Annotated in this window: 19 protein-coding genes; 13 read left to right on the top strand and 6 right to left on the bottom strand. The window is 38.3% G+C overall.

Going from position 1 to position 23,503, the window contains the following annotated elements; all coding sequences use genetic code 11:
* From SJY45_RS18450 to uvrB, 4 genes are all read left to right on the top strand, one after another.
* A complete protein-coding gene (locus tag SJY45_RS18450; protein WP_400072621.1) occupies positions 1-2,043 on the top strand; it encodes a DUF11 domain-containing protein in 2,043 nt (680 codons plus the stop codon).
* 65 nt (positions 2,044-2,108) lie between these two features.
* Positions 2,109-3,011, top strand: coding sequence for an ABC transporter ATP-binding protein (locus SJY45_RS18445; protein ID WP_400072619.1), 903 nt, complete (start codon positions 2,109-2,111; stop codon positions 3,009-3,011).
* Between the two features lie 6 nt (positions 3,012-3,017).
* Complete coding sequence (locus SJY45_RS18440) at positions 3,018-3,851, top strand: ABC transporter permease (protein WP_400072617.1); 834 nt, start codon at positions 3,018-3,020, stop codon at positions 3,849-3,851.
* Positions 3,852-3,963: 112 nt separating this feature from the next.
* Positions 3,964-5,952 carry an excinuclease ABC subunit UvrB gene (gene uvrB / locus SJY45_RS18435; RefSeq protein WP_400072615.1) on the top strand — a complete coding sequence of 663 codons (1,989 nt, stop codon included), beginning with the start codon at positions 3,964-3,966 and terminating at the stop codon, positions 5,950-5,952.
* Between the two features lie 428 nt (positions 5,953-6,380).
* Here the strand turns inward: uvrB and SJY45_RS18430 are convergent, their stop codons facing one another.
* The gene (locus SJY45_RS18430) at positions 6,381-6,806 is read right to left on the bottom strand and encodes an Hsp20/alpha crystallin family protein (protein ID WP_215912660.1); all 426 of its coding nucleotides are present in this window, start codon (positions 6,804-6,806) and stop codon (positions 6,381-6,383) included.
* A gap of 241 nt (positions 6,807-7,047) precedes the next feature.
* Here SJY45_RS18430 and SJY45_RS18425 point away from each other — a divergent pair, with 241 nt between their 5' ends.
* On the top strand, positions 7,048-7,419 hold the full coding sequence (locus tag SJY45_RS18425; RefSeq protein ID WP_215912659.1) for a DUF1456 family protein: 372 nt from the start codon (positions 7,048-7,050) through the stop codon (positions 7,417-7,419).
* Between the two features lie 47 nt (positions 7,420-7,466).
* Here SJY45_RS18425 and SJY45_RS18420 read toward each other — a convergent pair whose 3' ends face one another.
* Both SJY45_RS18420 and SJY45_RS18415 read right to left on the bottom strand, forming a co-directional pair.
* On the bottom strand, positions 7,467-7,802 hold the full coding sequence (locus tag SJY45_RS18420) for a hypothetical protein (RefSeq protein ID WP_289041353.1): 336 nt from the start codon (positions 7,800-7,802) through the stop codon (positions 7,467-7,469).
* A 141-nt stretch (positions 7,803-7,943) separates the two neighbouring features.
* Positions 7,944-8,405 (bottom strand): Lrp/AsnC family transcriptional regulator, encoded by a 462-nt coding sequence (locus SJY45_RS18415; RefSeq protein WP_215441538.1) that lies wholly within the window; start codon positions 8,403-8,405, stop codon positions 7,944-7,946.
* A 554-nt stretch (positions 8,406-8,959) separates the two neighbouring features.
* Between SJY45_RS18415 and SJY45_RS18410 the strand changes: the two genes are divergently transcribed.
* The 5 genes from SJY45_RS18410 to ald all read left to right on the top strand — a co-directional run bounded on the left by SJY45_RS18410 (position 8,960) and on the right by ald (position 16,053).
* Complete coding sequence (locus SJY45_RS18410) at positions 8,960-11,905, top strand: TonB-dependent receptor domain-containing protein (RefSeq protein ID WP_400072612.1); 2,946 nt, start codon at positions 8,960-8,962, stop codon at positions 11,903-11,905.
* A gap of 36 nt (positions 11,906-11,941) precedes the next feature.
* On the top strand, positions 11,942-12,442 hold the full coding sequence (locus tag SJY45_RS18405; protein WP_215441534.1) for a hypothetical protein: 501 nt from the start codon (positions 11,942-11,944) through the stop codon (positions 12,440-12,442).
* A gap of 28 nt (positions 12,443-12,470) precedes the next feature.
* Positions 12,471-13,658, top strand: a complete 1,188-nt coding sequence (locus SJY45_RS18400; protein WP_400072610.1) for a pyridoxal phosphate-dependent aminotransferase — start codon at positions 12,471-12,473, stop codon at positions 13,656-13,658.
* 121 nt (positions 13,659-13,779) lie between these two features.
* Positions 13,780-14,931, top strand: a complete 1,152-nt coding sequence (locus SJY45_RS18395; RefSeq protein WP_400072608.1) for a permease — start codon at positions 13,780-13,782, stop codon at positions 14,929-14,931.
* Positions 14,932-14,973: 42 nt separating this feature from the next.
* A complete protein-coding gene (ald, locus tag SJY45_RS18390) occupies positions 14,974-16,053 on the top strand; it encodes an alanine dehydrogenase (protein WP_215441528.1) in 1,080 nt (359 codons plus the stop codon).
* 66 nt (positions 16,054-16,119) lie between these two features.
* Here the strand turns inward: ald and SJY45_RS18385 are convergent, their stop codons facing one another.
* The 3 genes from SJY45_RS18385 to SJY45_RS18375 form a co-directional block, all read right to left on the bottom strand.
* Positions 16,120-16,470 carry a hypothetical protein gene (locus tag SJY45_RS18385; protein WP_215441526.1) on the bottom strand — a complete coding sequence of 117 codons (351 nt, stop codon included), beginning with the start codon at positions 16,468-16,470 and terminating at the stop codon, positions 16,120-16,122.
* A 259-nt stretch (positions 16,471-16,729) separates the two neighbouring features.
* A complete protein-coding gene (sucC, locus tag SJY45_RS18380) occupies positions 16,730-17,923 on the bottom strand; it encodes an ADP-forming succinate--CoA ligase subunit beta (protein WP_215441524.1) in 1,194 nt (397 codons plus the stop codon).
* A 187-nt stretch (positions 17,924-18,110) separates the two neighbouring features.
* Positions 18,111-18,749 carry an LON peptidase substrate-binding domain-containing protein gene (locus tag SJY45_RS18375; RefSeq protein ID WP_215441522.1) on the bottom strand — a complete coding sequence of 213 codons (639 nt, stop codon included), beginning with the start codon at positions 18,747-18,749 and terminating at the stop codon, positions 18,111-18,113.
* A 164-nt stretch (positions 18,750-18,913) separates the two neighbouring features.
* On the opposite strand from SJY45_RS18375, the gene lysA reads away from it, so the two are divergent.
* The 3 genes from lysA (at position 18,914) to SJY45_RS18360 (ending at position 23,480) form a co-directional block, all read left to right on the top strand.
* The gene (gene lysA / locus SJY45_RS18370) at positions 18,914-20,155 is read left to right on the top strand and encodes a diaminopimelate decarboxylase (RefSeq protein WP_400072605.1); all 1,242 of its coding nucleotides are present in this window, start codon (positions 18,914-18,916) and stop codon (positions 20,153-20,155) included.
* Positions 20,156-20,214: 59 nt separating this feature from the next.
* A complete protein-coding gene (locus SJY45_RS18365) occupies positions 20,215-20,748 on the top strand; it encodes a thioredoxin family protein (protein WP_400072603.1) in 534 nt (177 codons plus the stop codon).
* A 158-nt stretch (positions 20,749-20,906) separates the two neighbouring features.
* Positions 20,907-23,480, top strand: coding sequence for a M1 family metallopeptidase (locus SJY45_RS18360; RefSeq protein WP_400072601.1), 2,574 nt, complete (start codon positions 20,907-20,909; stop codon positions 23,478-23,480).
* Positions 23,481-23,503: the final 23 nt, after the last annotated feature.

Below are 23,503 nucleotides of genomic sequence, written 5' to 3'. Positions count from 1 at the left end.
ATGAAATTAAGAGTATTTGTTTTATTTTTCATAGTGTCACTGAGTGGTTTTTCACAACTCAGTGACCTTCATTATTTGCCACCTCTAAAGCAAGGGGGCAATAACCAGGCGGTTAAAGACCAAGCTGTGTACCTATCCACACCTGAAAACACTGCTTTTAGTGTAAATGTTTATCAAGGCACAAACGTTACCCCAATTGCTAATTTAACATTATCCAACGCAGCACCAGTTACTTATGGATTAGCCCAGGGTGACAATAATATTACCATGGTTACAAATAGTAATACGGGTATTGTTCTTACCAATAGCGGTCTTCGGTTTGAATCACCCGGCGGCGAGAAATTTTATGTGAATTATAGAGGTAGCTCGACCTCCCAGTCAACCTCACTTACTAGTAAGGGTAGACAGGCTATGGGTACTTTATTCAAATGGGGAGGTATTCCAAACAGAGCCACACAAAACAGTCTAACCAATTCTGTTGGTATTATGGCAACTGAGGATAATACCGTAATAGACATCTTTGGATACGACCCAAATTGTGAATTCCGATTAGGGAATAATGCCGGAGGTATTACTTCGGATACTTTTCAGGTTACCCTGAACGCAAATGAAACATTTGTGATGGAGGCATACGTAAAACAAACTACGGCAAATATTGATGGTTGGCTAGGCGCCACCATTTCGGCTACCAAAAACATTGTAATCAGTAACGGGGGTCTTAATATCGGCGTAAGAGTAGGAAACGGTAGTAGAGATGCCGCAATTGACCAGCCTGTGCCTCAAAATAAAATAGGCAAAGAATATGTATTCATTAGAGGAAATGGTTCTAGTGAGACCGAAAAACCAATTATTATCGGTACACAGAACAATACGGCAATTTATGTGAACGGCTCCGCAACGCCAATTGCTACCATAAACAATGGTGATTATTTTGAAATTCCAGAAAGCAACTATTCAAGTTCCGTAGCAGGTGGTAATATGTTCGTTACTACTTCCAAAGATGCATATGCCTATCAATTATTAGCGGGAGGAAGCTCTATTGTAACTGTAGGACTTAACTTTGTAGCACCGGTTAACTGTTTACTACCGGACAACCTTAATAACATTCCCAATATTCAGGATGCAGCCGGAATTACAATGAACGGAGGTGTAACCATAATAGCCTCTACCACTACCCCAAATGCAAATATTACCGTTACGGATGGCAATGGCGCCGTAACCCTTCCTGCCCCAACACCCGTTACAGGATCTGCGGATTGGAAAACTTTTTATGTAGCTAATTTAACGGGAAATGTTTCCGTTGAATCCACCGGGCCAATTGCTGTAGGTTTCATAGGTTTTAATGGTGCCCGCGGTATCGCCGGTTATTTCTCTGGTTTTGATACGGTACCTGCAGTTGACTTACAGGTACAAGGTGGTGGATGTCTTCCCGGTTCTATCATAGAAGTAGTAGATGCTAATTTTGACGCTTACCAATGGTATCAGAATGGAACTATTGTTACTGGGGCAATTTTTTCGAGCTATACCCCAAGTGAAGCAGGCGATTATTTTGTGAGAGTTACCAAAGGTGGGTGTACTTATGATTCCCAACCTATTGCCGCTTATTATTGTTTTCCCGATATTGTTGTAAAAAAAACGGCGGACAGAAATAATGTACTGGACGGAGAACTTGTTGAATTTACTATAACCGTAGAGAGCTTGGGCGTGAACAATGTTACTAACCTAGTGTTGACAGATATTCTTCCTGCTGGATTGGAATTAGTTTCATCCTCAGTATCAAAAGGGAGTTTTAACAGTCCTGATTGGACAGTGGGAACCATGAGCCAAGGAGAACTAGAGTCGTTAACGTTGGTTACAAGAGCCAGATTGAACAATATTTATATTACTTCCGCTAGTTATACCAATACCGCAACTAACAGCCAGGACCAAACGGACGCCAATATTTCTGCCGATGACCCTTCGGAAACCATTATAGTAACCTTGGAACAACCTACTACAGTAATAACCAATAGAAAAATAACCTATCGGGTAAAGAAAAACTAAGGCTTTTGTAACATTATATCCCCTATCTCGTCAAGTATGATATATCAATCAAAAAAACACTTGACGTGAATACAATTCTAACGGTTGACCATCTCACCAAAAAATTCGGCTACCTGACCGCGGTCAAAGACCTTTCTTTTACTATTGAAAAAGGCAATGTTTACGGCATTTTGGGGCCGAATGGCAGTGGAAAATCCACCACGCTGGGAATTGTTCTGAACGTTGTAAATAGAACGCAAGGCGATTTTTCTTGGTTTGATGGTTCTATGACCACCCACCAAGCTTTAAAAAAAGTTGGGGCAATTATTGAAAGACCCAATTTCTATCCTTACATGACGGCTATACAAAACCTGAAATTGGTCTGTAAAATCAAAGAGGTAAGTGAAACCAAAATAGAGGAAAAATTGGAGCTAGTTGGTTTGTTAGACCGAAAAAACAGCAAGTTCAGGACCTATTCACTGGGTATGAAACAACGTCTGGCCATTGCCTCTGCCCTACTCAATGACCCCGAAATCTTAATTTTAGACGAGCCCACCAACGGGTTAGACCCACAAGGTATTCACCAAATACGGGAAATCATAAAGAAAATTGCATCTCAAGGCACCACCATTCTCTTGGCTTCCCATCTTTTGGATGAAGTGGAAAAAGTATGTAGCCATGTTATCATACTTAGAAAAGGCGAAAAACTATATTCCGGCCGTGTAGATGGCCTACTAACAAGTCATGGCTTTTTTGAATTAAAGACCAATGATCAGGAACGCTTAAAAACATATTTGGAAAAACACGCCAGCTTTGGACAGGTAAAATTGGAGAACAATTGCATTACCGCTTTTTTAAAAGAAGAAATGAATGCCGGAGAACTCAACAAAACCCTATTTGACCAGGGGATAACGTTATCGCATCTTGTGAAAAGAAAAGAAAGCCTAGAAGAACAATTCCTGACTTTGACCAAAAATCAATCCAACTAGAAAACCATGACACGACTCTTACAAATTGAATTCATCAAATTATGGAACAACAGGGCCAGTAAAGTTCTGATTGTATCGTACTTTGTTCTTCTTTGCTCCATTGCTTTAGTGGCTGCCATTAAATTTGATATTGGCCCTATAAAGTTCCATTTGGCCGAACAGGGAATCTTCAATTTTCCGTACATCTGGCATTTCAATTCATTTATTACCGCATTCTTTAAACTGTTTTTAGCCATTGTTATCGTCTCTATGATGGCCAATGAATACAGTAATAAAACCATAAAACAGAATTTAATAGACGGACTATCCAAGAAGGAATTTATCCTTTCAAAATTTCTGACGGTCATTTCGTTCGCTTTGATTTCCACCGTTTTTGTATTCGTGGTATCACTCATTTTGGGTCTTTTCTACTCTAATTTTAATGAAATTGGTATTATTTTCTCGGGACTGGAATTCCTTTTAGCCTTTTTTGTAAAACTAGTAGGGTTTTTCTCGTTCTGTCTCTTTTTAGGCGTTTTGGTAAAACGCTCTGCTTTTGCTCTAGGTTTTCTAATTCTATGGCAAATATTTGAATCCTTTATTCGAGGCATTATCAGATGGCGTTTTTTTGATGGAGAAACCACAGATATGATTATGGGATTCTTTCCTCTTAATGCTATGTGGAACCTTATTAAGGAACCGTTCACCAGGTTAAGTGCCGTACAAACGGCCGTAAACCAAATGGGAGAAGAAATTGTCCTAAACTACAATGTACATTGGTATGAAATACTAATTGTACTAGCTTGGACGGCTATCTTTATTTATGGGTCCTATGCGTTGTTGAAGAAGAGGGATTTGTAATTCCCGATAACACTATTCTATTCAATATATGAACGCTGCCTGGTTTACTTTTGAAACAAACAATAAAATCTTTACGGCTCTCAAAGTCACACTTCTTTTGTAATTTTAAGGGATGAAATTTAAAGTAGTCTCAGAGTTTGAACCAACGGGCGATCAGCCACAAGCCATAAAGCAACTTGTAGAGGGAATGGAGGCCGGGGAACGGTACCAAACCTTATTAGGGGTTACCGGTTCCGGTAAAACCTTTACCGTTGCCAATGTTATAGAGAATGTACAACGCCCTACCCTAGTGCTCGCCCATAATAAAACACTGGCAGCGCAGCTATACTCGGAATTCAAACAGTTTTTTCCGGATAATGCGGTGGAGTATTTTGTATCTTATTACGATTACTACCAACCTGAGGCTTTTATACCCTCATCCGGACTCTACATAGAAAAGGACCTTTCTATTAATGAAGATATTGAAAAACTACGTTTAAGTGCTACGTCATCGTTACTCTCCGGAAGGCGAGATGTGTTGGTAGTTGCATCGGTTTCATGTTTGTACGGTATCGGAAACCCTGTGGAATTTCAGAAGAACGTCATCACTATTAAAAAAGACCAAGTAATTGCACGTACCAAATTCCTTCATCAATTGGTGCAAAGTCTATATTCCAGAACCTCGGCCGATTTTAGGAACGGTAACTTCAGGGTTAAGGGAGATGTTGTTGATGTCTTCCCCAGTTATGCGGACCATGCTTTCCGTATTCATTTTTTTGGTGATGAAGTTGAAGAAATAGAGGCGTTTGACCCGTTCAACAACAACGTAATCGAGATTTACGAAACCTTGAACATCTACCCGGCCAACATGTTCGTTACTTCTCCTGATGTGCTGCAGGGTGCAATTCATCAGATTCAGGAAGATATGGTAAAACAGGTAGATTATTTTAAAGAAATAGGAAAACCGCTTGAAGCAAAACGACTTGAAGAACGTACCAGTTTTGATTTGGAAATGATTAGAGAACTAGGCTATTGTTCGGGCATTGAAAATTACTCACGTTATTTGGATGGCCGCCAGCCAGGTACCAGACCGTTTTGCCTACTTGATTATTTTCCGGACGATTATTTGATGGTTATTGATGAAAGTCATGTAACCATTCCACAGGTTCATGCCATGTACGGTGGCGACCGCTCTAGAAAAGTAAACTTGGTGGACTATGGTTTCCGTCTCCCAGCGGCAATGGACAACCGTCCGCTAAAATTTGAAGAGTTTGAAGCACTTCAAAACCAGGCAATTTATGTGAGTGCTACACCGGCAGATTATGAGCTACAGCTTAGCCAAGGTGTATATGTTGAACAGGTAATTAGGCCTACCGGACTTTTGGACCCCATTATTGAGGTACGACCCAGCCAAAATCAAATTGATGACCTCGTGGAAGAAATTCAGGTTCGGGTAGAAAAGGATGAACGGACTCTAGTAACTACCCTCACCAAAAGAATGGCAGAAGAACTTGCCAAATACTTAACACGAATTAATGTACGGTGCCGTTATATTCATAGTGATGTTGATACGTTGGAAAGAGTAGAAATCATGCAAGATCTTAGAAAGGGTATTTTTGATGTGCTAATTGGAGTTAACCTACTTCGTGAAGGATTGGATTTACCAGAAGTTTCTTTAGTAGCAATTTTGGATGCTGACAAGGAAGGTTTTTTAAGAAGCAATAGATCGTTAACCCAAACCGTTGGTAGGGCGGCAAGAAATTTAAACGGAAGGGCAATTATGTATGCCGATAAAATTACGGAAAGCATGCAGACTACAATTGATGAAACCAACTACCGTAGAGAAAAACAAATTGCCTATAATACGAAACATGGACTCGTACCAAAAGCATTAAATAAAAGTTTGGATAGTGTACTTTCTAAAAATTCAGTTTCTACATATCACTTCGAAAAAGAGGAGATGAGAGCCGCGGAACCGGACCTTGAATATATGACCAAAGACCAAATTGAAAAGATGGTCCGAGAGAAAAGAAAGGCCATGGAAAAGGCCGCCAAAGAACTGGACTTTATGCAGGCTGCAAAACTGAGAGACGAGATAAAATCACTACAAGAAAAAGCCTAAATTCACGTTTATTAGAGGAGGAAATCCAGTGATTTTAACCACATAAATTAACAATACACATAAATAGATTTAAATAACTGATTAACAGGCTAAAAAAATCAATTTTTAGACAAGTCTAAATTGTGTTTTTTATCATTTTTTAATAAAAATATACTCGTAGTTACAGTTCTTTAAACAGAAAAAAAATGACACTGTTTTAAGTCAATAATTTACTCGATTCACTTTGAAAAAGCAACCGTCAAATGCAAAATAATTTGTCTTTTACTATTCAAAAACGGAGCTGAAAATTGCTTGCTTTTCCACAAAAAAAGCACCCTAGAAATATACCTAGGGCGCTTCTTCAACTAACCAACCAAACTTAAATCTACCCGATTAATAATCGGGATTATGAAACGTTTTGCACTAAGACAAAACAACCAATCTAACTTTTACTTCAACTCAATAAGACGCTTTGGTTTTGGCAAAGCTTCTTCTTTTTTCGGTAATTCAATTTTCAAAACACCATCAACATAATCTGCTTTAATATCATCTACATTGATAGATTCTGGAAGCGTAAAAGCTCTTTTAAAAGATGAAAATCTAAACTCGCGACGGGTATAATTCTCTTCTTTTACTTCTTTTTCATCCTTTAATTCAGCAGAAATGGTCAAAAGTTCATTGTCTACTTCAATATTAAAATCCTCTTTCTTTCTTCCAGGCACAATCAAATCGAGTTCAAAACTCTTTTCGTTGTCCTTAATATTTACAGCAGGAGTGCTTGTTGCTACATTCTCCATACCTCCAAACCAATCAGGCTTAAAAATCTCGTTCATTAATGAAGGAAAAGCCAAGTTGTTTCTTTTTACTATACTCATGATATCTATATTTTATATTAGACTTTAAATTTTTAATTCGATTGATTAAAGACAAATTACATACCAACTACTAAATCATGACTATATGTCATTATTTGCATGTATAAAAGTGACAAAACGTCATTTTTATATGTAATATGCAATAAAAGTTACAGCATGTTCTATGGCAAGATTGTCAGTATAAGGGTTCATCAGTATGGTTCTCCATATTTTTGTAATACCTTGCCAAAAATTTTACGCTATGACCAATAACGATGTTTTTAAGAAGCTTAGAGTAGCATTAATGCTGAGAGATGATGAGATAATTGACATTCTAAAACTTGTTGACTTCAACATTAGCAAAAGTGAATTGGGCGCCTTTTTTAGAAAGGACGACCACCCCAACTATATGGAGTGCGGCGATCAAGTATTGCGTAATTTTTTAAACGGATTAGTGATTCATTTGAGGGGAACGAAAGAAAACCCAAAAACACCGGGTGAAGTACTTTCCAAAAAAGTTGTGAAACCGGCAAAGGTCAATCACGCTAAAAGACCGGATTTTAAGACGCAACAACAAAAGAAAATCAACAAAGATATTACTAACGTAAAATACAAGAACAAAAAAAAATCCTGAGTTCGGTGATGAGCTGCCCTCAGGATTTAATATTTACCTAAACCTATTTAACCTGCAATACGAACAGGCAAAGTATAGGTTCTCCCTTCCTTATACGCCTGAATACTGACCTTTTTATAATTGAGCTTCTCTTTTACAAAAGCTTCAACCACTTCATTATCCGCATTTACACTTAACACCACAATTTCTTGATTTTGGTTTAAGGTAAAACGAACAAAGGCCGTTTCATCAACTTCTTTAATAGTTAAAGAGTTGTCCGTTAGCAGCTCGTAAATTTGAACCGTTAAGTTTTTTGTTGATTTCTTGTTTTCACCTTCGTTAGCAAAAACATTACCGATTGAAAGTAGCATTGCAGCTACCAAGACTAAACTAGTTTTTCTCATGATTTATCGTTTTAAATGATTTGATGAATTACTTAAAAGACGATACTGAGATGAGATTGTTACGAAGGAACAGCCTTTTTAACACATTCTTATCATTCTAAACAGCCATACACGCTGTTGCAATAGCATGTTACTTAATGGTCAGCTCTCAAAATTAATATGTCTACTCATGTTCTCTTCTACAGAAATAAAGGATTCTATACCCCGTATACCTTCAATAGTAAGTATTGCCTCTTGATATAGCCTCCTGTAATGTAGACTATCCTTAGCATGTACCTTTATAAAGATGTCATACTTTCCAGTACTATGATGGATTTTAACCACCTCTTGAATTTTAGCCAATTCTTCTATTACTATCTTATATAAGAAACTCTCGCGCAGATATATCCCCAGAAAAACAGTCATCTTATACCCCATTTTACTGTAGTCTAGACTTAGGGTAGCCCCTTTAATAACTCCCATATTCTTCATTTTACGTGTACGCATGTGTACCGTTCCAGGAGAGATTCCTGCACGCTTTGCAACTTCCGTATAGGGCATCTGTGCATCATTAGATAATAACGTTAATATTTTATGGTCTACTGAATCAAGTTTGTCTCTCATTTGTAGTATTTTTCTTGGTTATTTACTACCCGAAATTTTGGGTCACCTCTTGATAATCAGCTTACAATCATCACAAAATGTTCAATTTAATTTACCATTTAGAGGATTTTAGTAAAAATAGTTTAATGATTTCAAAAAATCAGTTATAATTCACTAATTAAACCCGTTTTTTTATGGATATAATTAAAAATTGACCGCTTCAAATTTTTAATGCCATAAAAATGGTTTTATAACGCAATATTTACATATCGTTAGATTTTTAAAATCTAAAAATCTGAATTCTGTCATATTGATCAATTTTTCATCAAAAATTACCATATCGGTAGATTAAACACTCATAACTACCTAAAACACAGTGTTTTCAAAGGGTGTCGCATTTTTTTTAATCAAAAAGTCACACTAATATTGTGGTGTCGTTAGGTCACAAACAATGACAACCGACACGTTAAGTATCCGGAACTTTTCTTTTATCGCATTTGACCACCGTCCCCCGATTGGATAAGGTGTGGTTGGGCAAATGAACAATGTTTAGTATCAACCAAAACCTTGTACTTATGAAGAAAGCTCTAATACTATCACTCTTATTTTTAAACTGTATGATCTCATACGGACAAGAGACGACTATTACCGGTACGGTAGTAGATGAAGAAGGAGTCGTGCTACCAGGCACCGACATTATTATTAAAGGCACAACAAAAGGAACACTTACTGATTTTGATGGAAATTATACGATAGACGCTCCGGCAGATGCTATCCTTATATTCTCATCCTTAGGATACGGAACTAAAGAAGTACCCGTAGGCGGTCAAGCAACCGTAAACGTAACCTTGGCCATGGCAGCGGAACAACTGCTAGAAACTATAGTAATTGGTTCTAGGGGTCAACCCAGAACTAAATTGAACACTCCGGTTCCGGTAGATGTTATTAATATTAAAGAAGAAGCTATTAATATGCCGCAACAAGATCTTTCACAAATGTTGGCTGCTTCGGCGCCGTCATTCACCGCTTATACCAGTGGTGGTGGAGATCTATCCTCATTCGTTAGCCCACCAAGCCTTAGGGGTTTGGCACCTAACCAAATGTTGGTTTTAGTAAATGGTAAAAGAAGGCACACCTCGGCAATTTTAGCGGCATCACAAACAGGCACACCATCTAATGCCGTAGATATGAAATTTATACCTTCTATAGGTATCGATCATATTGAAATACTTCGTGATGGTGCTTCTGCACAATATGGTTCTGACGCTATTGCAGGGGTAATTAACGTAGTAACAAAAAAGGGAACCGGTGAATTTACCGGAACCCTTACCGTTGGTGGTTACCCAAACAAGTCGCCTGACTTTAGTGATTCTGACTTGACAGATGGCGAGAAAGCCTTAAACAGATCATCCGGGGATTGGGATGGTTTCAATTTTCAATTTGATGGTAATTACGGAATTGGATTCGAAAACGGCGGTTACTTTAATGTTTCTGCATTGATCAGCCAATCTGAACGAACTATTAGACCAACCGTACTAGAAATAGACAGAGCGCCACTATACAGCGATGGTTACCTGAACAACCAAACCACAGATGTAAACGGAAGACCGGTTATAACCAACCCAGAACTGGTTGCCGCACAAGCAAGTGGAAACACCGCAGCAATGAGCACGTTAACAACAGTAGAAGGGCTCATGGCAGCAAGAGATATCGAACAAGTAGATGTAGCAACGTATTCAGGACTCCCGGCCAAGACACTTATGGGCTTTGGCTTTAATCTTGAAAATCCGTTGAGTGAAACCACGGATTTTTATGCTTTTGGGGATTTCGGTTACCAGTACTCAGATGCTTATAGCTGTTTCTATAGAAGAGCTGCACAAGCGGACAGAACTAGTTTTGACCTATACCCGAACGGATTTAGACCTCAGATTTATACAGACCAATACAATCTTTCTTTGTCCACGGGAATTACCGGAGAGCTTGGTGATTTTGATTTTGACCTGAGTAATACCTTTGGTTACAACTCCGCTAAATATGGTATGTTCAATACTTGGAACGCAAGTATCGGAACCAGTTCACCAACAGAAATGTACTTAGGTACGCACAGCTTTGCCCAAAACACATTAAATCTTGATTTCACTAACTTTTATGATGATATTCTATCTGGACTTAACGTAGCCTTTGGTGGCGAATTAAGAGTTGAAAACTATGCAATCGTTGCCGGCCAAGAAGAAAGCTGGACAGCAGGAACTGCAGGAATAGTTACCGCTACGGAAGACAACCAAGCCTTGGTTGGTCCTGATGGCTTTCCTTTAGAAGACCTTAACGGCACTCCTATTGTAGACGATTCCGGGAATCCGGTTGTGCTACCATACGCAGGGGTAAGCCAAGAATTGGTTAAAAATTATGCGTTAAACTGCCAGTGTTTCAGGGGTTTTGCACCTGAAAACGAAAGCAACTCTTACCGTTCGGTAATGGCGGCTTATGTAGATATGGAATTGGACGTTACTGAAGCTTTCTTAGTTTCCGGAGCACTGCGATTAGAAAACTACTCAGATTTTGGTAACGTATTGACCGGTAAGGTAGCCGCACGATATTCTATTGGCGATAATTTTGCATTGAGAGGCTCTTTCAGCAGTGGCTTTAGAGCTCCTTCATTACAAGAATTGAACTACTCTCACAGTTATACTTTTTTCGTAGGCCTAGAGCCATTTGACGGTACGTTATATCCTAATAGTAGTTCTGCTGCAAGAGCATTGGGCATAGGTCAACTACAAGAAGAGCGTTCTAGAAACTACAGCTTAGGATTCACTACCAAAATTGGAAAATTGAATTTAACTGTTGATGCCTATAAAATTGACATATTCGATAGAATCTTTGAAACAGGTGAATTTGATGCAGGCCAAGCTCCTGTACTTTCTCCAATCATCGGTAGTGGTTTAGCTAGTTTTAGAATTAACGGTGGTGACATCAGTACTAAAGGTGTTGAAGCCGTACTGAACTACAACAAGAATATTGGTGCAGGTAAGTTGGGAGTTACACTTTCAGGAACTTTCAGAGAGAACAAATTTGAAAATGTAAATATTCCTGACCTAAACACAAATCTTACCGATGCCGAATTGGCTGACAACTATGTAAACAGAGGACTTATCGGTCAGTTTGAAACGGGTACACCAAGTAGCAAGATTATCGGAACATTAAACTACTCTATTGGTAAGTTCTCAGCCATGTTAAGAGGTACAAGATTTGGTTCTGTTCAAACTAGGGATAGCAGAGAACGTACGCTTCTTGATGGTAGTGTAGGTTACGCCGATCAATATTTCACACCTGAGTTCACTACGGACATGGGTGTTACCTACAACTTTTCAGATAAAATCAGTTTCACCATAGGAGGTAACAACATCTTTAATGAATACCCAGAAATAGTAAGGTATGAATTAAGAACCTTCAACTTGTATTCTAACTATCAGCAAGGATCATCGGGATCTTACTACTTCGGTAGATTGACATTTACACTATAAGAAAAGAATATCCGGTAAAACTTAAAAAAGATAATTATGATAAAGTATATAAAAAACATTTTAGTAGTAATGGTGGTCGCTACAGGTCTTATCTCTTGCGAACAAGAAAGACTTGACCCCGTACTTACCGCAGCTGACGGTGGCGGTACACTTAACCAGTATATGGCATACACCATAGCATCTACAGACCCAGCAGGATCAAATGTAAATGGAAGAATTGTTTTCTGGAAAGACAACCTTGATCGCACTTTAGTACAGGTTGCACTATACAATACTGTAGAAGGACTATCGCACCCTGCCTTAATTATGGATGGCATGGTAGGTACCGGAACCACTACAATGATTGCATTAGATGATGTTTCCGGAGATAGTGGTGAATTTATGACGAACAAATTCTTCGTTATTACTGACACCAGTTTTTATGATTCTATCCCTGATATGGATTCACACATTAACATCTACTTAAGTGACACTGATGATACCATTGTTGCTTCCGGAGATTTAGGCGCCAACGCCTTACCAGTAGAAATGAATTAGACTTTTTAACTTAAATACAAACAGCATTATGAACACTTTAGACAGAAGAGCTTGGTTAAAACGAGGAATGTTGACCGCAGCAGGAGCAATGGTAATTCCACACGTAACTTTTGGAAAATCAAATGCCAAAGGACTACATATTAACGCAAAAGGGCAGACACTTTATAGTCCGTTTTTCAAAGAATATAACGCCAATGTATTTCCAGACTCGATGGAGCTTTTGGCCAAGTTAAACGCAAATGAGAACCCATACGGGCCGTCTCCTAAAGCTATCGAATCCTTTAAGAACGCGGCACCAATGGGAAATAGATATGCGTGGAAAGAACTTTTTGACCTAATGGAAAAAATTGCCGTTGAAGAAAAAGTTACTGCCAAGAACATTATGATGGGCCCAGGTTCTTCTGATCTATTGGAAAAAACTGCAATGGTATTATTTGCCGATGGCGGAAATATTGTTTCTGCTGATCCATCCTACATGTCTCTTATTAAAGTTGCTGAAGCCACTGGTGCCACCTGGAAGCCCGTTCCATTAAAGGAAGACTGGTCTCATGACCTTGCCGCTATGGAAGCAGCTATTGATGAAAATACCAAATTGGTATACATCTGTAACCCCAACAACCCGACAGGTAGTATGACCGATCATGCGGAATTGGTAGATTTCTGCTCCCGCGTATCGGACAAGGTTACGGTTTTCATAGATGAGGCCTATTTAGGGTTCTTGGACGATGCGGCCAAAAAGAGTATGGTTTCCCTTATTAACGAGGGCAAAGACGTTATTATAGCCCGTACGTTCTCTAAAATTCACGGAATGGCAGGCCTTAGAATAGGTTACATTGTGGCGCAAGAGGCTACATTGGATAAAATCCAAAAAATAACCCGTGGCGGAATGGGCATCTCCTACCCTACCATTTTTGCGGCATCCGTTAGTATGGACGATGTAGCGTTCCAAAACAAGTCAAGAAAACTAAATGCCGAATGTAGAGAATATGTCTACTCTGTTCTGGATAAAATGGGATACAGCTACGTACCATCCTCTACAAGTTTTATTCTTTTCCCAATTGAAATGGAAGGCAAAGAATTCTTGGAAAAAATGACCGAGCAACGTGTTGGCGTACGTGCTTTTGACATTATGGACAAAAACTGGTGTCGCGTAAGTATGGGTACTATGGAAGAAATGGAAATTTTTGGTACCGCTTTACAAAAAGTCCTCGCATAATTGCTATGAAATACCCCCGAGAGTCGGTTCAACCATCAATTGCCTTGATATTACCAGATATCGGCTCTCTTTGGGTTTTTCAATCCTTTTTACCTACTCATTAATTCTTAAACTACACCCTATGAATTTCGCCCTTCAAAACACGTTAGAACTATTGCTCATTATTGGTTTAGGGCTACTATTACAAAAAAAAGTAGCTAAGCAAGACCTAAAAGGTGTTAAGGTTATCATTCTTAGTGTTGCCTTGCCAGCCGTAATATTTGTTGCTCTACTCAAAATAAAACTAGATAGTTCCTTACTAATTTTCCCCTTGCTTGCTTTGGCATTTAACCTTGTTATGCTATTTGCAACCAAATATTTCCTGAACTCAACCATATCAAAAGAAGAAAACTCAAAAAAACGAACCATAATGATGCTGATGCCTTCTTTGGCACCAGGTCTATCCTGTTTTCCTTTTATTGCTATCTATTTAGGTGATGATTCTTTAGCTCTTGCCGCTTTGGCAGATGTAGGAAACAAAATATTTGTTCTTATACTGCTATACATGTTAGCTACACATTGGTATCACAAAAGAGCATTACAAGACTTAAAACCATCCACTTCCAGTAAGCTTAAAGGTTTAGGACTAGCACTAATTAAAGAGCCTATAAATATGGTCATAATTGCCGGCCTTTTGTTATTATCATTTGGTTTTAATTTAGACTCATTGCCCACTTTTATAAAAGACACCGCTTTAAGTATTAAGGTAATAATGACACCTCTTATACTTTTGTTCATAGGTATGGCCGTACGTATAAAATCCGGAGAATTTGGACTTATTCTTTCGCTTTTAACGCGCAGAGCAGGCATTACGTTCTGTTTATCCGCCATATTCATTTTGCTGTTTCCGGCGCTATCTACCCAGTTAATTCTTTTATTGGTAGTATTCCCGCAAAGCTCATGTAGCTTCTGGCCGTTTGCCCATATGAGCGCTATTAGTTCAATGGAAGAAGAGGACAAACAAACAAAGCCAACCTTTGATATTAATTTTGCCGTAAACATCTTGGCGCTATCTCTACCGTTTTCTACCATTTTATGTATTGGTATATTCTCTTTTAGCGATTTCTTTATCAACCCGGCGGTTTTACTTTTAATAGGTTTTGGGATGATTGTTGTATCTTTCATTCCATATGTAATTGAAAAAATAAAAAAAAGCAAAGCATCGGAACTATCAGGTCAGTTTAACACCTACGCGGGTATAGACACCCACTCACAGACCTCGGAAAAAAACTAGATTAAAAGAACCCAATATTTTAATTTATATAAAGAAAAGAGCATGACAATCGGTATTCCCAAAGAAGTTAAAAACAATGAAAATCGTGTAGGGATGACTCCTGCAGGAGTCTACGAACTCACCAAACATGGGCATATTGTTTATGTACAATCTACCGCTGGCGAGGGCAGCGGTTTTTTTGATTACGATTATAAAAAAGCCGGAGCCCTTATTTTAGATACTATTGGACAAGTTTATGGCATTAGTGAAATGATCGTAAAAGTCAAGGAACCCATGCCCGAGGAATACGATTTGGTACAACCTGATCAGATTATTTTCACCTATTTTCATTTCGCTTCTAGCGAATCTCTAACCAAAGCAATGATAGAAAGCAAAGCTATATGCATTGCTTACGAAACGGTTGAGGACGAAGATGGCACCCTGCCATTGTTAACACCCATGTCTGAGGTTGCAGGAAGAATGGCCATACAACAGGGAGCTAAATATTTAGAAAAACCAGCAAAAGGCAGAGGGGTTCTTCTAGGGGGTGTTCCCGGTGTTGCCCCAGGAAAAGTTCTAGTTTTAGGTGCTGGTGTTGTTGGTGTGCAAGCAGCTAAGATGGCTGCCGGGCTTGGAGCTCAAGTAACCATCTTGGACATTAACATGAAACGGCTTAGACACATAAATGATGTGATGCCCCCACATGTTATTACTGAGTTTTCCAATGAATTCAATATCCGTAAACACATAAAGACCCACGACCTAATTGTTGGCGGGGTTCTTTTGAAAGGTGCAAAAGCACCCAATCTTATAACTAGGGATATGCTTAAAGAAATGCGTCCGGGAACCGTTATTGTTGATGTTGCCGTGGACCAAGGCGGCTGTGTGGAAACTACAAGACCCACCACTCACGAAGACCCTATCTATATTATAGATGATGTGGTACATTATTCCGTGGCAAATATGCCGGGAGCTGTGCCCTACACTTCTACTGTAGCCTTAACAAACGTTACTTTACCCTATGTGCTGAAGCTCGCCAATTTAGGCTGGGCAAATGCAACAGATACCGATGCCTCGTTAAGAAAAGGACTGAATATCATTAATGGTGAAATTGTGTATGACGAAATAATGCAAGCATTTTAACCGACCAATAATCATAAAAAAAGGTCTCCAATGGAGACCTTTTTTCAATTATAAAATGATTGACTTTTATCGCTTAGCTACTTCAATTGGAATGCGATAAACAATACCCTTTTCAAAAGTTCCTTTTGATAATTTTTCAAAGTCAATAGCACTTTTCAAAAAATCTTTTAAGGCCTCATTCTCCGTTTCTATAGAAAGGATTCTTAGGTAATTCCCTTCATCAACAGCTACTCTAACTTCTGCTTTAGAGCCTCTAATATCATTAGGAATAACGTTTGTTCCTAACATCTCATAAATTTGTGAAGTAAGAACTTTTAATGCTTTTGGTTCGTGTACTTCAACTTCGGGTGTGTTGGCCAGAACATAACCTATGTTAAATACCATCATCACCATTAATGCATAAATTGATTTTTTCATGGCGTTTGTTGTTTTGTTTTGCTAATTCAGATAACTAATTCACATTAAAGATATTACAAAATAGAGTCCGTATACTGACTATTTACTAAAATTTAACACTAGAAAACAGTAATGTCATAAAACGAGTAAAAAATCTAACGATACCTCAGCTTTTTACTCGACCTGAGTAAAACACAAATTGTAAAATGTTTAATTATGCGTATAAAAAAAGGGATGAACCATGTGGTTCATCCCTTTCAAAATTTATAAAAAGATAGTTTTAGCTTAAAACTTCTTTTACTTTATCAGCAGCTTCTTGGAACTGTACAGCGGAATGTACTGCCAAACCGGAATTATCAATAATTTCCTTAGCAATTTCTGCATTGGTACCTTGCAATCTAACAATAATTGGAACTTTAATAGCATCTCCCATATTCTTGTAAGCCTCTACAATACCGTTTGCAACACGGTCACAACGTACAATACCTCCAAAGATATTCACCAAAATAGCTTTAACACCTTCGTCTTTTAAGATAATACGGAAAGCTTCTTCTACCCTTTTAGCATCGGCTGTACCACCAACATCTAAAAAGTTAGCTGGTTCACCACCGGCCATTTTAATCAAATCCATCGTGGCCATTGCCAATCCGGCTCCGTTTACCATACAGCCCACATTTCCATCTAAATCAACATAATTTAGACCCAATGCACCAGCTTCAACTTCAATTGCGTTCTCTTCACGTAAATCACGCATTTCTGCATATTGCTTTCTACGGTAAAGCGCATTATCATCAATAGATACCTTAGCATCTACCGCCATTATCTTGTCATCCGATGTTTTCAACACTGGGTTGATTTCAAACATACTGGAATCACTCTCTACATAAGCCTTGTACAAAGAAGCAACAAATTTGGTCATTTCTTTAAAAGCAGTTCCTGACAACCCTAGGTTAAAAGCAATTTTTCTAGCTTGAAACGGTAAAAGACCTGTAGCAGGATCAATTTCTTCAGTAAAAATAAGATGTGGAGTGCTTTCGGCAACCTCCTCAATGTCCATTCCACCTTCGGTAGAATACATGATCATATTTCTTCCTGTACCTCTGTTCAAAAGAACTGACATATAGAATTCACTAGTTTCACTATCGCCTGGGTAGTATACATCTTCGGCAACTAAAACTTGGTGAACTTTTTTACCCGCCGCAGAAGTCTGTGGGGTAATCAGGTTCATTCCTATAATGTTTCCTGCAATTTCTTCTACTTCTTTAAGGTTTTTGGCCAATTTTACACCTCCACCTTTACCACGGCCACCTGCATGTACCTGGGCTTTTATAACGTGCCAACCTGTTCCGGTCTCGGCAGTTAATTGTTTTGCAGCCTCTACGGCTTCCTTTGAATTATGGGCCACGATACCGCGCTGAATGCGCACACCGAAACTGGCCAAAATCTCTTTTCCTTGGTACTCGTGAAGATTCATATATTAAGGTATATTTAGATTCGAAAGCAAAAATAGGAAACGTAGAGGATTTAGACTAATGAAATATAGAGTTAGTTGCGCAGATATATCCTAAGCCTTAAAAACTCTTACCCATAACTGGTTCATTCACCTAAATCACGTTCCTTTTTTTACTTCATAAGTTTTACAATGGTCTATGAGAACAGAATTACAAATTAAAATCCTTAAAGTCTAAGGGGTCAAAGTTTTTAAAGTTGCCGTTCATTTCTATGGTCTTTTTGGTACGATTAACTTCGCTCAACATTGATATGGTTGAAATTAAATGCGACTTCATAAATAACAAACGATCCCGCTCACTTGGCATTTGCAATAATTGGTACTCTTGGTCAAACGAAAGCCCCATTTTATGTACCAAAACATAACTATTGAACTTCTCTAACGGCAACGGGGTATAGGGCACGGCCATAAGCTCGTACAGTTCGTGAATCTTATCTAGTACCTCCTTTTTCAAGGATTTATCCGCATCTCTTACGCTATCAATAAATTTTATGGTTCCGCCTGCATAAAGCTTGCCATCCATTTGGTTTTTGAAACTTAGGATACGAAAAACTTGGCGTGCTACGCAGGTTACATCCATAGCTCCGTCTTCGTAAGTATTTACAATTTCTACCAATTGAACTTCTGTTCCATAAGTCATACTATCATTAATATAAACAGGAATACCAAAGGTAACAGCCTCATTTCTACAATCTTTGATCAATTGCTTGTAGCGATCCTCAAAAATATGTAGCGGTACGGTTTCGCCCGGAAAAAATATAGATTGCAGTGGTAATAACGCCAATTTCATAGTGTAATATTTGCTCTAAAAATACGACCGAAATTACGAACCGCAAATTTAAATTACACAGACTCATGTTTCAAAAATAACAATTTGTTGTATTTTTTATATTTGTAACGGTTTTTTTGCCCATATAAGATTAACGGGTTAAATTTGCTTTAAATACCGAAGATATGAATAATGCCGATTTGCTAAATATAGCAAAAACATATGGAGACCCCGTTTACGTTTACGATTCGGAAAAAATAATTTCTCAATTTGAAAGACTTACAAATGCCTTTAGCAGTGTAAAGAAGTTAAAACTTAATTACGCCGCCAAAGCTTTATCCAATATAGCCATCTTAAAACTAATGAACAGTTTGGGAAGTGGTCTGGATACGGTTTCCATACAAGAGGTTCAATTAGGCCTTCTGGCAGGATTCAAACCAGAATCTATCATTTTCACACCTAACGGTGTTTCTTTGGAAGAAATAGAGGAAGCATCAAAATTGGGGGTTCGCATTAATATAGACAACCTTTCTATTTTAGAGCAATTTGGCAGCAAGCATCCAGATGTTCCCGTTTGTATTCGCATCAACCCACATGTTATGGCAGGTGGAAATGCTAATATATCCGTAGGTCATATTGACTCCAAATTTGGTATCAGCATTCATCAAATTCCACATTTGTTACGCATTGTTAATGTTACCAACATGAACATTAACGGTATACACATGCATACCGGAAGTGATATTTTGGATATTGATGTTTTCCTTTATGCATCGGAGATACTTTTTGAAACTGCTAAAAACTTTAAAAACCTTGATTTTATAGATTTTGGTAGTGGTTTTAAAGTACCTTATAAAGATGGTGATATTGAAACCAACGTTGAAGAACTAGGTAACAAATTAGGTAGCAGGTTTAACGAATTCTGTAAAGAATACGGAAGAGAATTGACATTAGCTTTTGAACCCGGTAAATTCTTAGTGAGCGAAGCAGGTAATTTCTTGGCCAAGGTGAATGTAGTGAAGCAAACTACATCTACAGTATTTGCTAGTATTGATTCTGGTTTTAACCATTTAATTAGACCCATGCTTTATGGGGCTACGCATCGCATCCTTAACATATCCAACCCAGAAGGTAGGGAACGTTACTATTCTGTGGTAGGCTATATTTGTGAGACCGATACTTTTGCCAGTAACAAGCGAATAAACGAAATAAGTGAAGGTGATATTCTTTGCTTTAAAAATGCAGGGGCATATTGCTTTACCATGGCCAGCAATTACAACTCTAGGTTTAGACCTGCAGAAGTACTTTGGCATGAAGGCAAAGCTATTTTAATTAGGGAGCGAGAAACTTTTGATGACCTGATCAAACATCAAATAGATGTTAAAAATCTCTTTGCTACCAAGAAGGAAAAGGCTTTAGCAAAATAAACTTGTTGGATTTTCGTTAGTTTTGGTACATTAGTTGGACTAATACCGCAAAAATCAGAATGAAAATACGCACCACATACGCCTTAAAATTTGTCCTGTTTGCCTTTATAGGGCTAACTATCACAACCATGAACGCCCAAGAGGTAAAATGGTTGAGCTGGAACGAAGCGGCAGAATTAGTTGCAACGGAAAAAAAACCTAAGAAAATTTTTATAGATGTCTATACAGATTGGTGTGGATGGTGTAAAAAGATGGACAAGGATACCTTTCAAAATTCTGAGGTTGCTGCCTACATGGCCGATAATTTTTATATGGTGAAGTTAGATGGTGAAGGTAAGGAACCCATTGAATTTAAAGGAAAAACCTATAAGTTTATCCCCTCCGGAAGAAAAGGATATCATGAATTTGCCGCAGCCCTTATGCAAGGCAGGTTAAGTTACCCAACCACTATCTTTCTGGACGAAGAAATGAACATGCTTTCTCCTGTACCGGGCTATCAAAAACCAGAGCCTTTCTTAAATATTGCCAGATACTTTGGCGATAATATTTACAAGGACCAAGACTGGAAGACTTATGCCGGTGAAAGCAAATAAACAAAAGAGCTACATATAACATTTTAAAACCCTGATATTGTAAAATAATATCAGGGTTTTTTATTCTCTAAAAGTTAGATTAGTTAAACCTCTTGTATTCGTTTTTACTTTTAAGTACTTTCATTTCATCAAAGTAAATACTCCCCGTTCAAAAGTTCATGAAAGCACTCTATATTACATTAGTAACAGCCTTAATTTTTTTATCCTGTAAAGACCGTACCAACACAGCTCTTCAGTTAGAAGATGGGGTTTCTTTAGAGTTGGCAACTTACAGGAAAAACCAAGTTTCCAATGTCAACTATCAACTTAATTTTAAAATTCCGGAAGCGAAAACCCAACCTATTCCGGCCCAACTTGTTTTAACTTTTCAAATTTCTGACGTAAATGCTCCACTGTATCTTGATTTTAAAGAACAAACTTCCCATTTAAAATCTATTGACGTCAACTCTAAGACCATAGTCATTGTTCACGAGCATGAACACATTAAAATAGACTCCAAGTCCCTAAAAGCCGGGAAGAACATAATAGAGATAGATTTCATTGCAGGGGAATCTTCTTTAAACCGAAATGATGATTATCTCTATACCCTTTTAGTTCCGGACCGTGCCCGAACGCTCTTTCCATGTTTTGACCAGCCTAACTTAAAGGCTACCTATTCTCTGGAAATTACGGCGCCAAAAGATTGGACTGTACTGTGCGGAGCTCCAGAAATAAGTAAAGAGGATAATAACGGGGTTACCACTCATCATTTTGGCCAAACGGACCTAATGAGCACTTATCTATTCTCTTTTGTAGCCGGTAAATTCAATCTTACCCATCAAAATCCAAATGGTTTCGATATGACTATGTTGTACCGTGAAACGGATAAAAAGAAGGTTGTCTATAGCACGGATACCATTTTTAACCTTCACCAACAATCCATAGCTTTTTTAGAGGATTACACCCAATACAAATTCCCTTTTCAGAAGTTGGATTTTGCTACCATTCCGGGGTTCCAGTATGGCGGCATGGAGCACGTGGGTGCAATACAATACAAAGAAAGTGCCCTGTTTTTAGATGAAACTTCTACAAAGAACCAAAAATTAAGAAGGTTAAAACTCATAGCCCATGAAACCAGCCATATGTGGTTTGGAGATTTGGTAACTATGGATTGGTTCAATGATGTTTGGATGAAGGAAGTCTTTGCCAATTTCATAGCGGATAAAATTGCCAACCCGGCTTTTCCAGATATAAACCACGACCTTTCTTTTATGACCACGCACTACCCAAGAGCGTACGGTGAGGATAGAACCAAGGGCTCCAACCCTATTCGCCAAGAATTAAATAACCTCAACAATGCAGGTTCGCTTTACGGAAGTATCATCTACAGCAAAGCTCCGATAATGATGCGCCAGTTAGAAACCATTTTAGGAAAAGAAATTTTTCAAAAGGGTATTCAGGAATACATAAAAACCTACAGTAATGGCAATGCCACTTGGAACGACCTTATACAGATACTGGCAAAAAACACTGAAGTAGATGTTGAAAAATGGAGTGAAACTTGGGTAAATGCTGCTGGTCGCCCTTTATTTCACGACCAAATAGTATATGATTCTAACCAAAACATAGCCTCTTTTGAAATAAGCCAGACCGCAGAAGACGATAGTTACCACATATGGCCCCAGACTTTTGATTTAACTTTGGTATACCAAGATAGCTTAGTAAACATTCCCGTTCAAATGACAGGGAGCAGCATTACCCTTCCTGAAGCCATTGGCAAACCCAAACCTTTATCCATCCTGTACAACTCCAATGGTATGGGATATGGCGTTTTTCCACTGCACGAATCAGAAACGAAAAACCTGCCCAAAATTACGGATGATGTGGCACGAGGATATCAGTTCATCAACATCTATGAAAATTTCCTAAGAGGGAATATTACACCAAAGGAGGCACTCCAATTCTATCGCAAGCACTTGGTCCATGAAAATAATGAACTTGTAGCCAATTTACTTTCGGGCTATATAACCCATATTTTCTGGACATTTTTATCCGCTGATGAAAGAACAGAGCATCAACCTATACTAGCCGAGCAACTTTGGTCCCAATTGCAATCGGACCTACCTTCCAATCTAAAGAAAACCTTGTTTTCAACTTTTCGTTCCATTGCCTACTTGGAGGAATCACGTACACAATTGTATCAAGTTTGGCATAAGGATATTACGCTGCCAAATTTAAAATTGAATACGGATGATTATACCACCATGGCAGAAAGCTTAGCTCTTTTTCATCACCCAGATTCAGAAAATATAGTATTGGAAGCCAAGAAAGCTATAGACAACCCTGATAAATTGGCGGAATTTAACTTTCTCCTCCCTTCTTTATCTAATGATGAAACGGTTAGAAATGAATTCTTCAACGCTCTTCTAAACGAAAAAAACCGACAGAAAGAATCGTGGGTCTTAGATGCCTTAAGCCATCTAAATCATCCGCTTCGCGAAAAACAAAGCTTAAAAAACCTGAGAGCAAGTCTTGATATACTGGAAGAAATTCAAAAAACCGGAGATATATTCTTTCCAAAAGGCTGGCTGAACAATACTATCGGGAAACATACATCCGCTGAAGCATATACCGTATTGGAGAATTTCCTAACCGAAAATCCCGATTTAAAACCAACACTCAAAAACAAATTAATGCAAGCTGCAGATGACCTCTATCGGGTACATACCCTAAAAAAACAAAGGCCAAAATAATTAATTTTGGCCTTTGTTTTTAA

Origin of the sequence: Zobellia russellii (assembly GCF_044597075.1) — a bacterium.
GTDB classification, from domain to species: domain Bacteria; phylum Bacteroidota; class Bacteroidia; order Flavobacteriales; family Flavobacteriaceae; genus Zobellia; species Zobellia russellii.
This window is presented reverse-complemented; position numbering and strand designations above follow the sequence as displayed.

Coding starts and splice junctions, on each gene's coding strand:
- ald (WP_215441528.1), top strand. CDS start 14,974: ATGACAATCGGTATTCCCAAAGAAGTTAAAAACAATGAAAATCGTGTA.
- SJY45_RS18410 (WP_400072612.1), top strand. CDS start 8,960: ATGAAGAAAGCTCTAATACTATCACTCTTATTTTTAAACTGTATGATC.
- SJY45_RS18385 (WP_215441526.1), bottom strand. CDS start 16,470: ATGAAAAAATCAATTTATGCATTAATGGTGATGATGGTATTTAACATA.
- uvrB (WP_400072615.1), top strand. CDS start 3,964: ATGAAATTTAAAGTAGTCTCAGAGTTTGAACCAACGGGCGATCAGCCA.
- SJY45_RS18425 (WP_215912659.1), top strand. CDS start 7,048: ATGACCAATAACGATGTTTTTAAGAAGCTTAGAGTAGCATTAATGCTG.
- SJY45_RS18365 (WP_400072603.1), top strand. CDS start 20,215: ATGAAAATACGCACCACATACGCCTTAAAATTTGTCCTGTTTGCCTTT.
- SJY45_RS18360 (WP_400072601.1), top strand. CDS start 20,907: ATGAAAGCACTCTATATTACATTAGTAACAGCCTTAATTTTTTTATCC.
- SJY45_RS18420 (WP_289041353.1), bottom strand. CDS start 7,802: ATGAGAAAAACTAGTTTAGTCTTGGTAGCTGCAATGCTACTTTCAATC.
- SJY45_RS18405 (WP_215441534.1), top strand. CDS start 11,942: ATGATAAAGTATATAAAAAACATTTTAGTAGTAATGGTGGTCGCTACA.
- SJY45_RS18415 (WP_215441538.1), bottom strand. CDS start 8,405: ATGAGAGACAAACTTGATTCAGTAGACCATAAAATATTAACGTTATTA.
- SJY45_RS18430 (WP_215912660.1), bottom strand. CDS start 6,806: ATGAGTATAGTAAAAAGAAACAACTTGGCTTTTCCTTCATTAATGAAC.
- SJY45_RS18395 (WP_400072608.1), top strand. CDS start 13,780: ATGAATTTCGCCCTTCAAAACACGTTAGAACTATTGCTCATTATTGGT.
- SJY45_RS18375 (WP_215441522.1), bottom strand. CDS start 18,749: ATGAAATTGGCGTTATTACCACTGCAATCTATATTTTTTCCGGGCGAA.
- sucC (WP_215441524.1), bottom strand. CDS start 17,923: ATGAATCTTCACGAGTACCAAGGAAAAGAGATTTTGGCCAGTTTCGGT.
- SJY45_RS18440 (WP_400072617.1), top strand. CDS start 3,018: ATGACACGACTCTTACAAATTGAATTCATCAAATTATGGAACAACAGG.
- lysA (WP_400072605.1), top strand. CDS start 18,914: ATGAATAATGCCGATTTGCTAAATATAGCAAAAACATATGGAGACCCC.
- SJY45_RS18400 (WP_400072610.1), top strand. CDS start 12,471: ATGAACACTTTAGACAGAAGAGCTTGGTTAAAACGAGGAATGTTGACC.
- SJY45_RS18450 (WP_400072621.1), top strand. CDS start 1: ATGAAATTAAGAGTATTTGTTTTATTTTTCATAGTGTCACTGAGTGGT.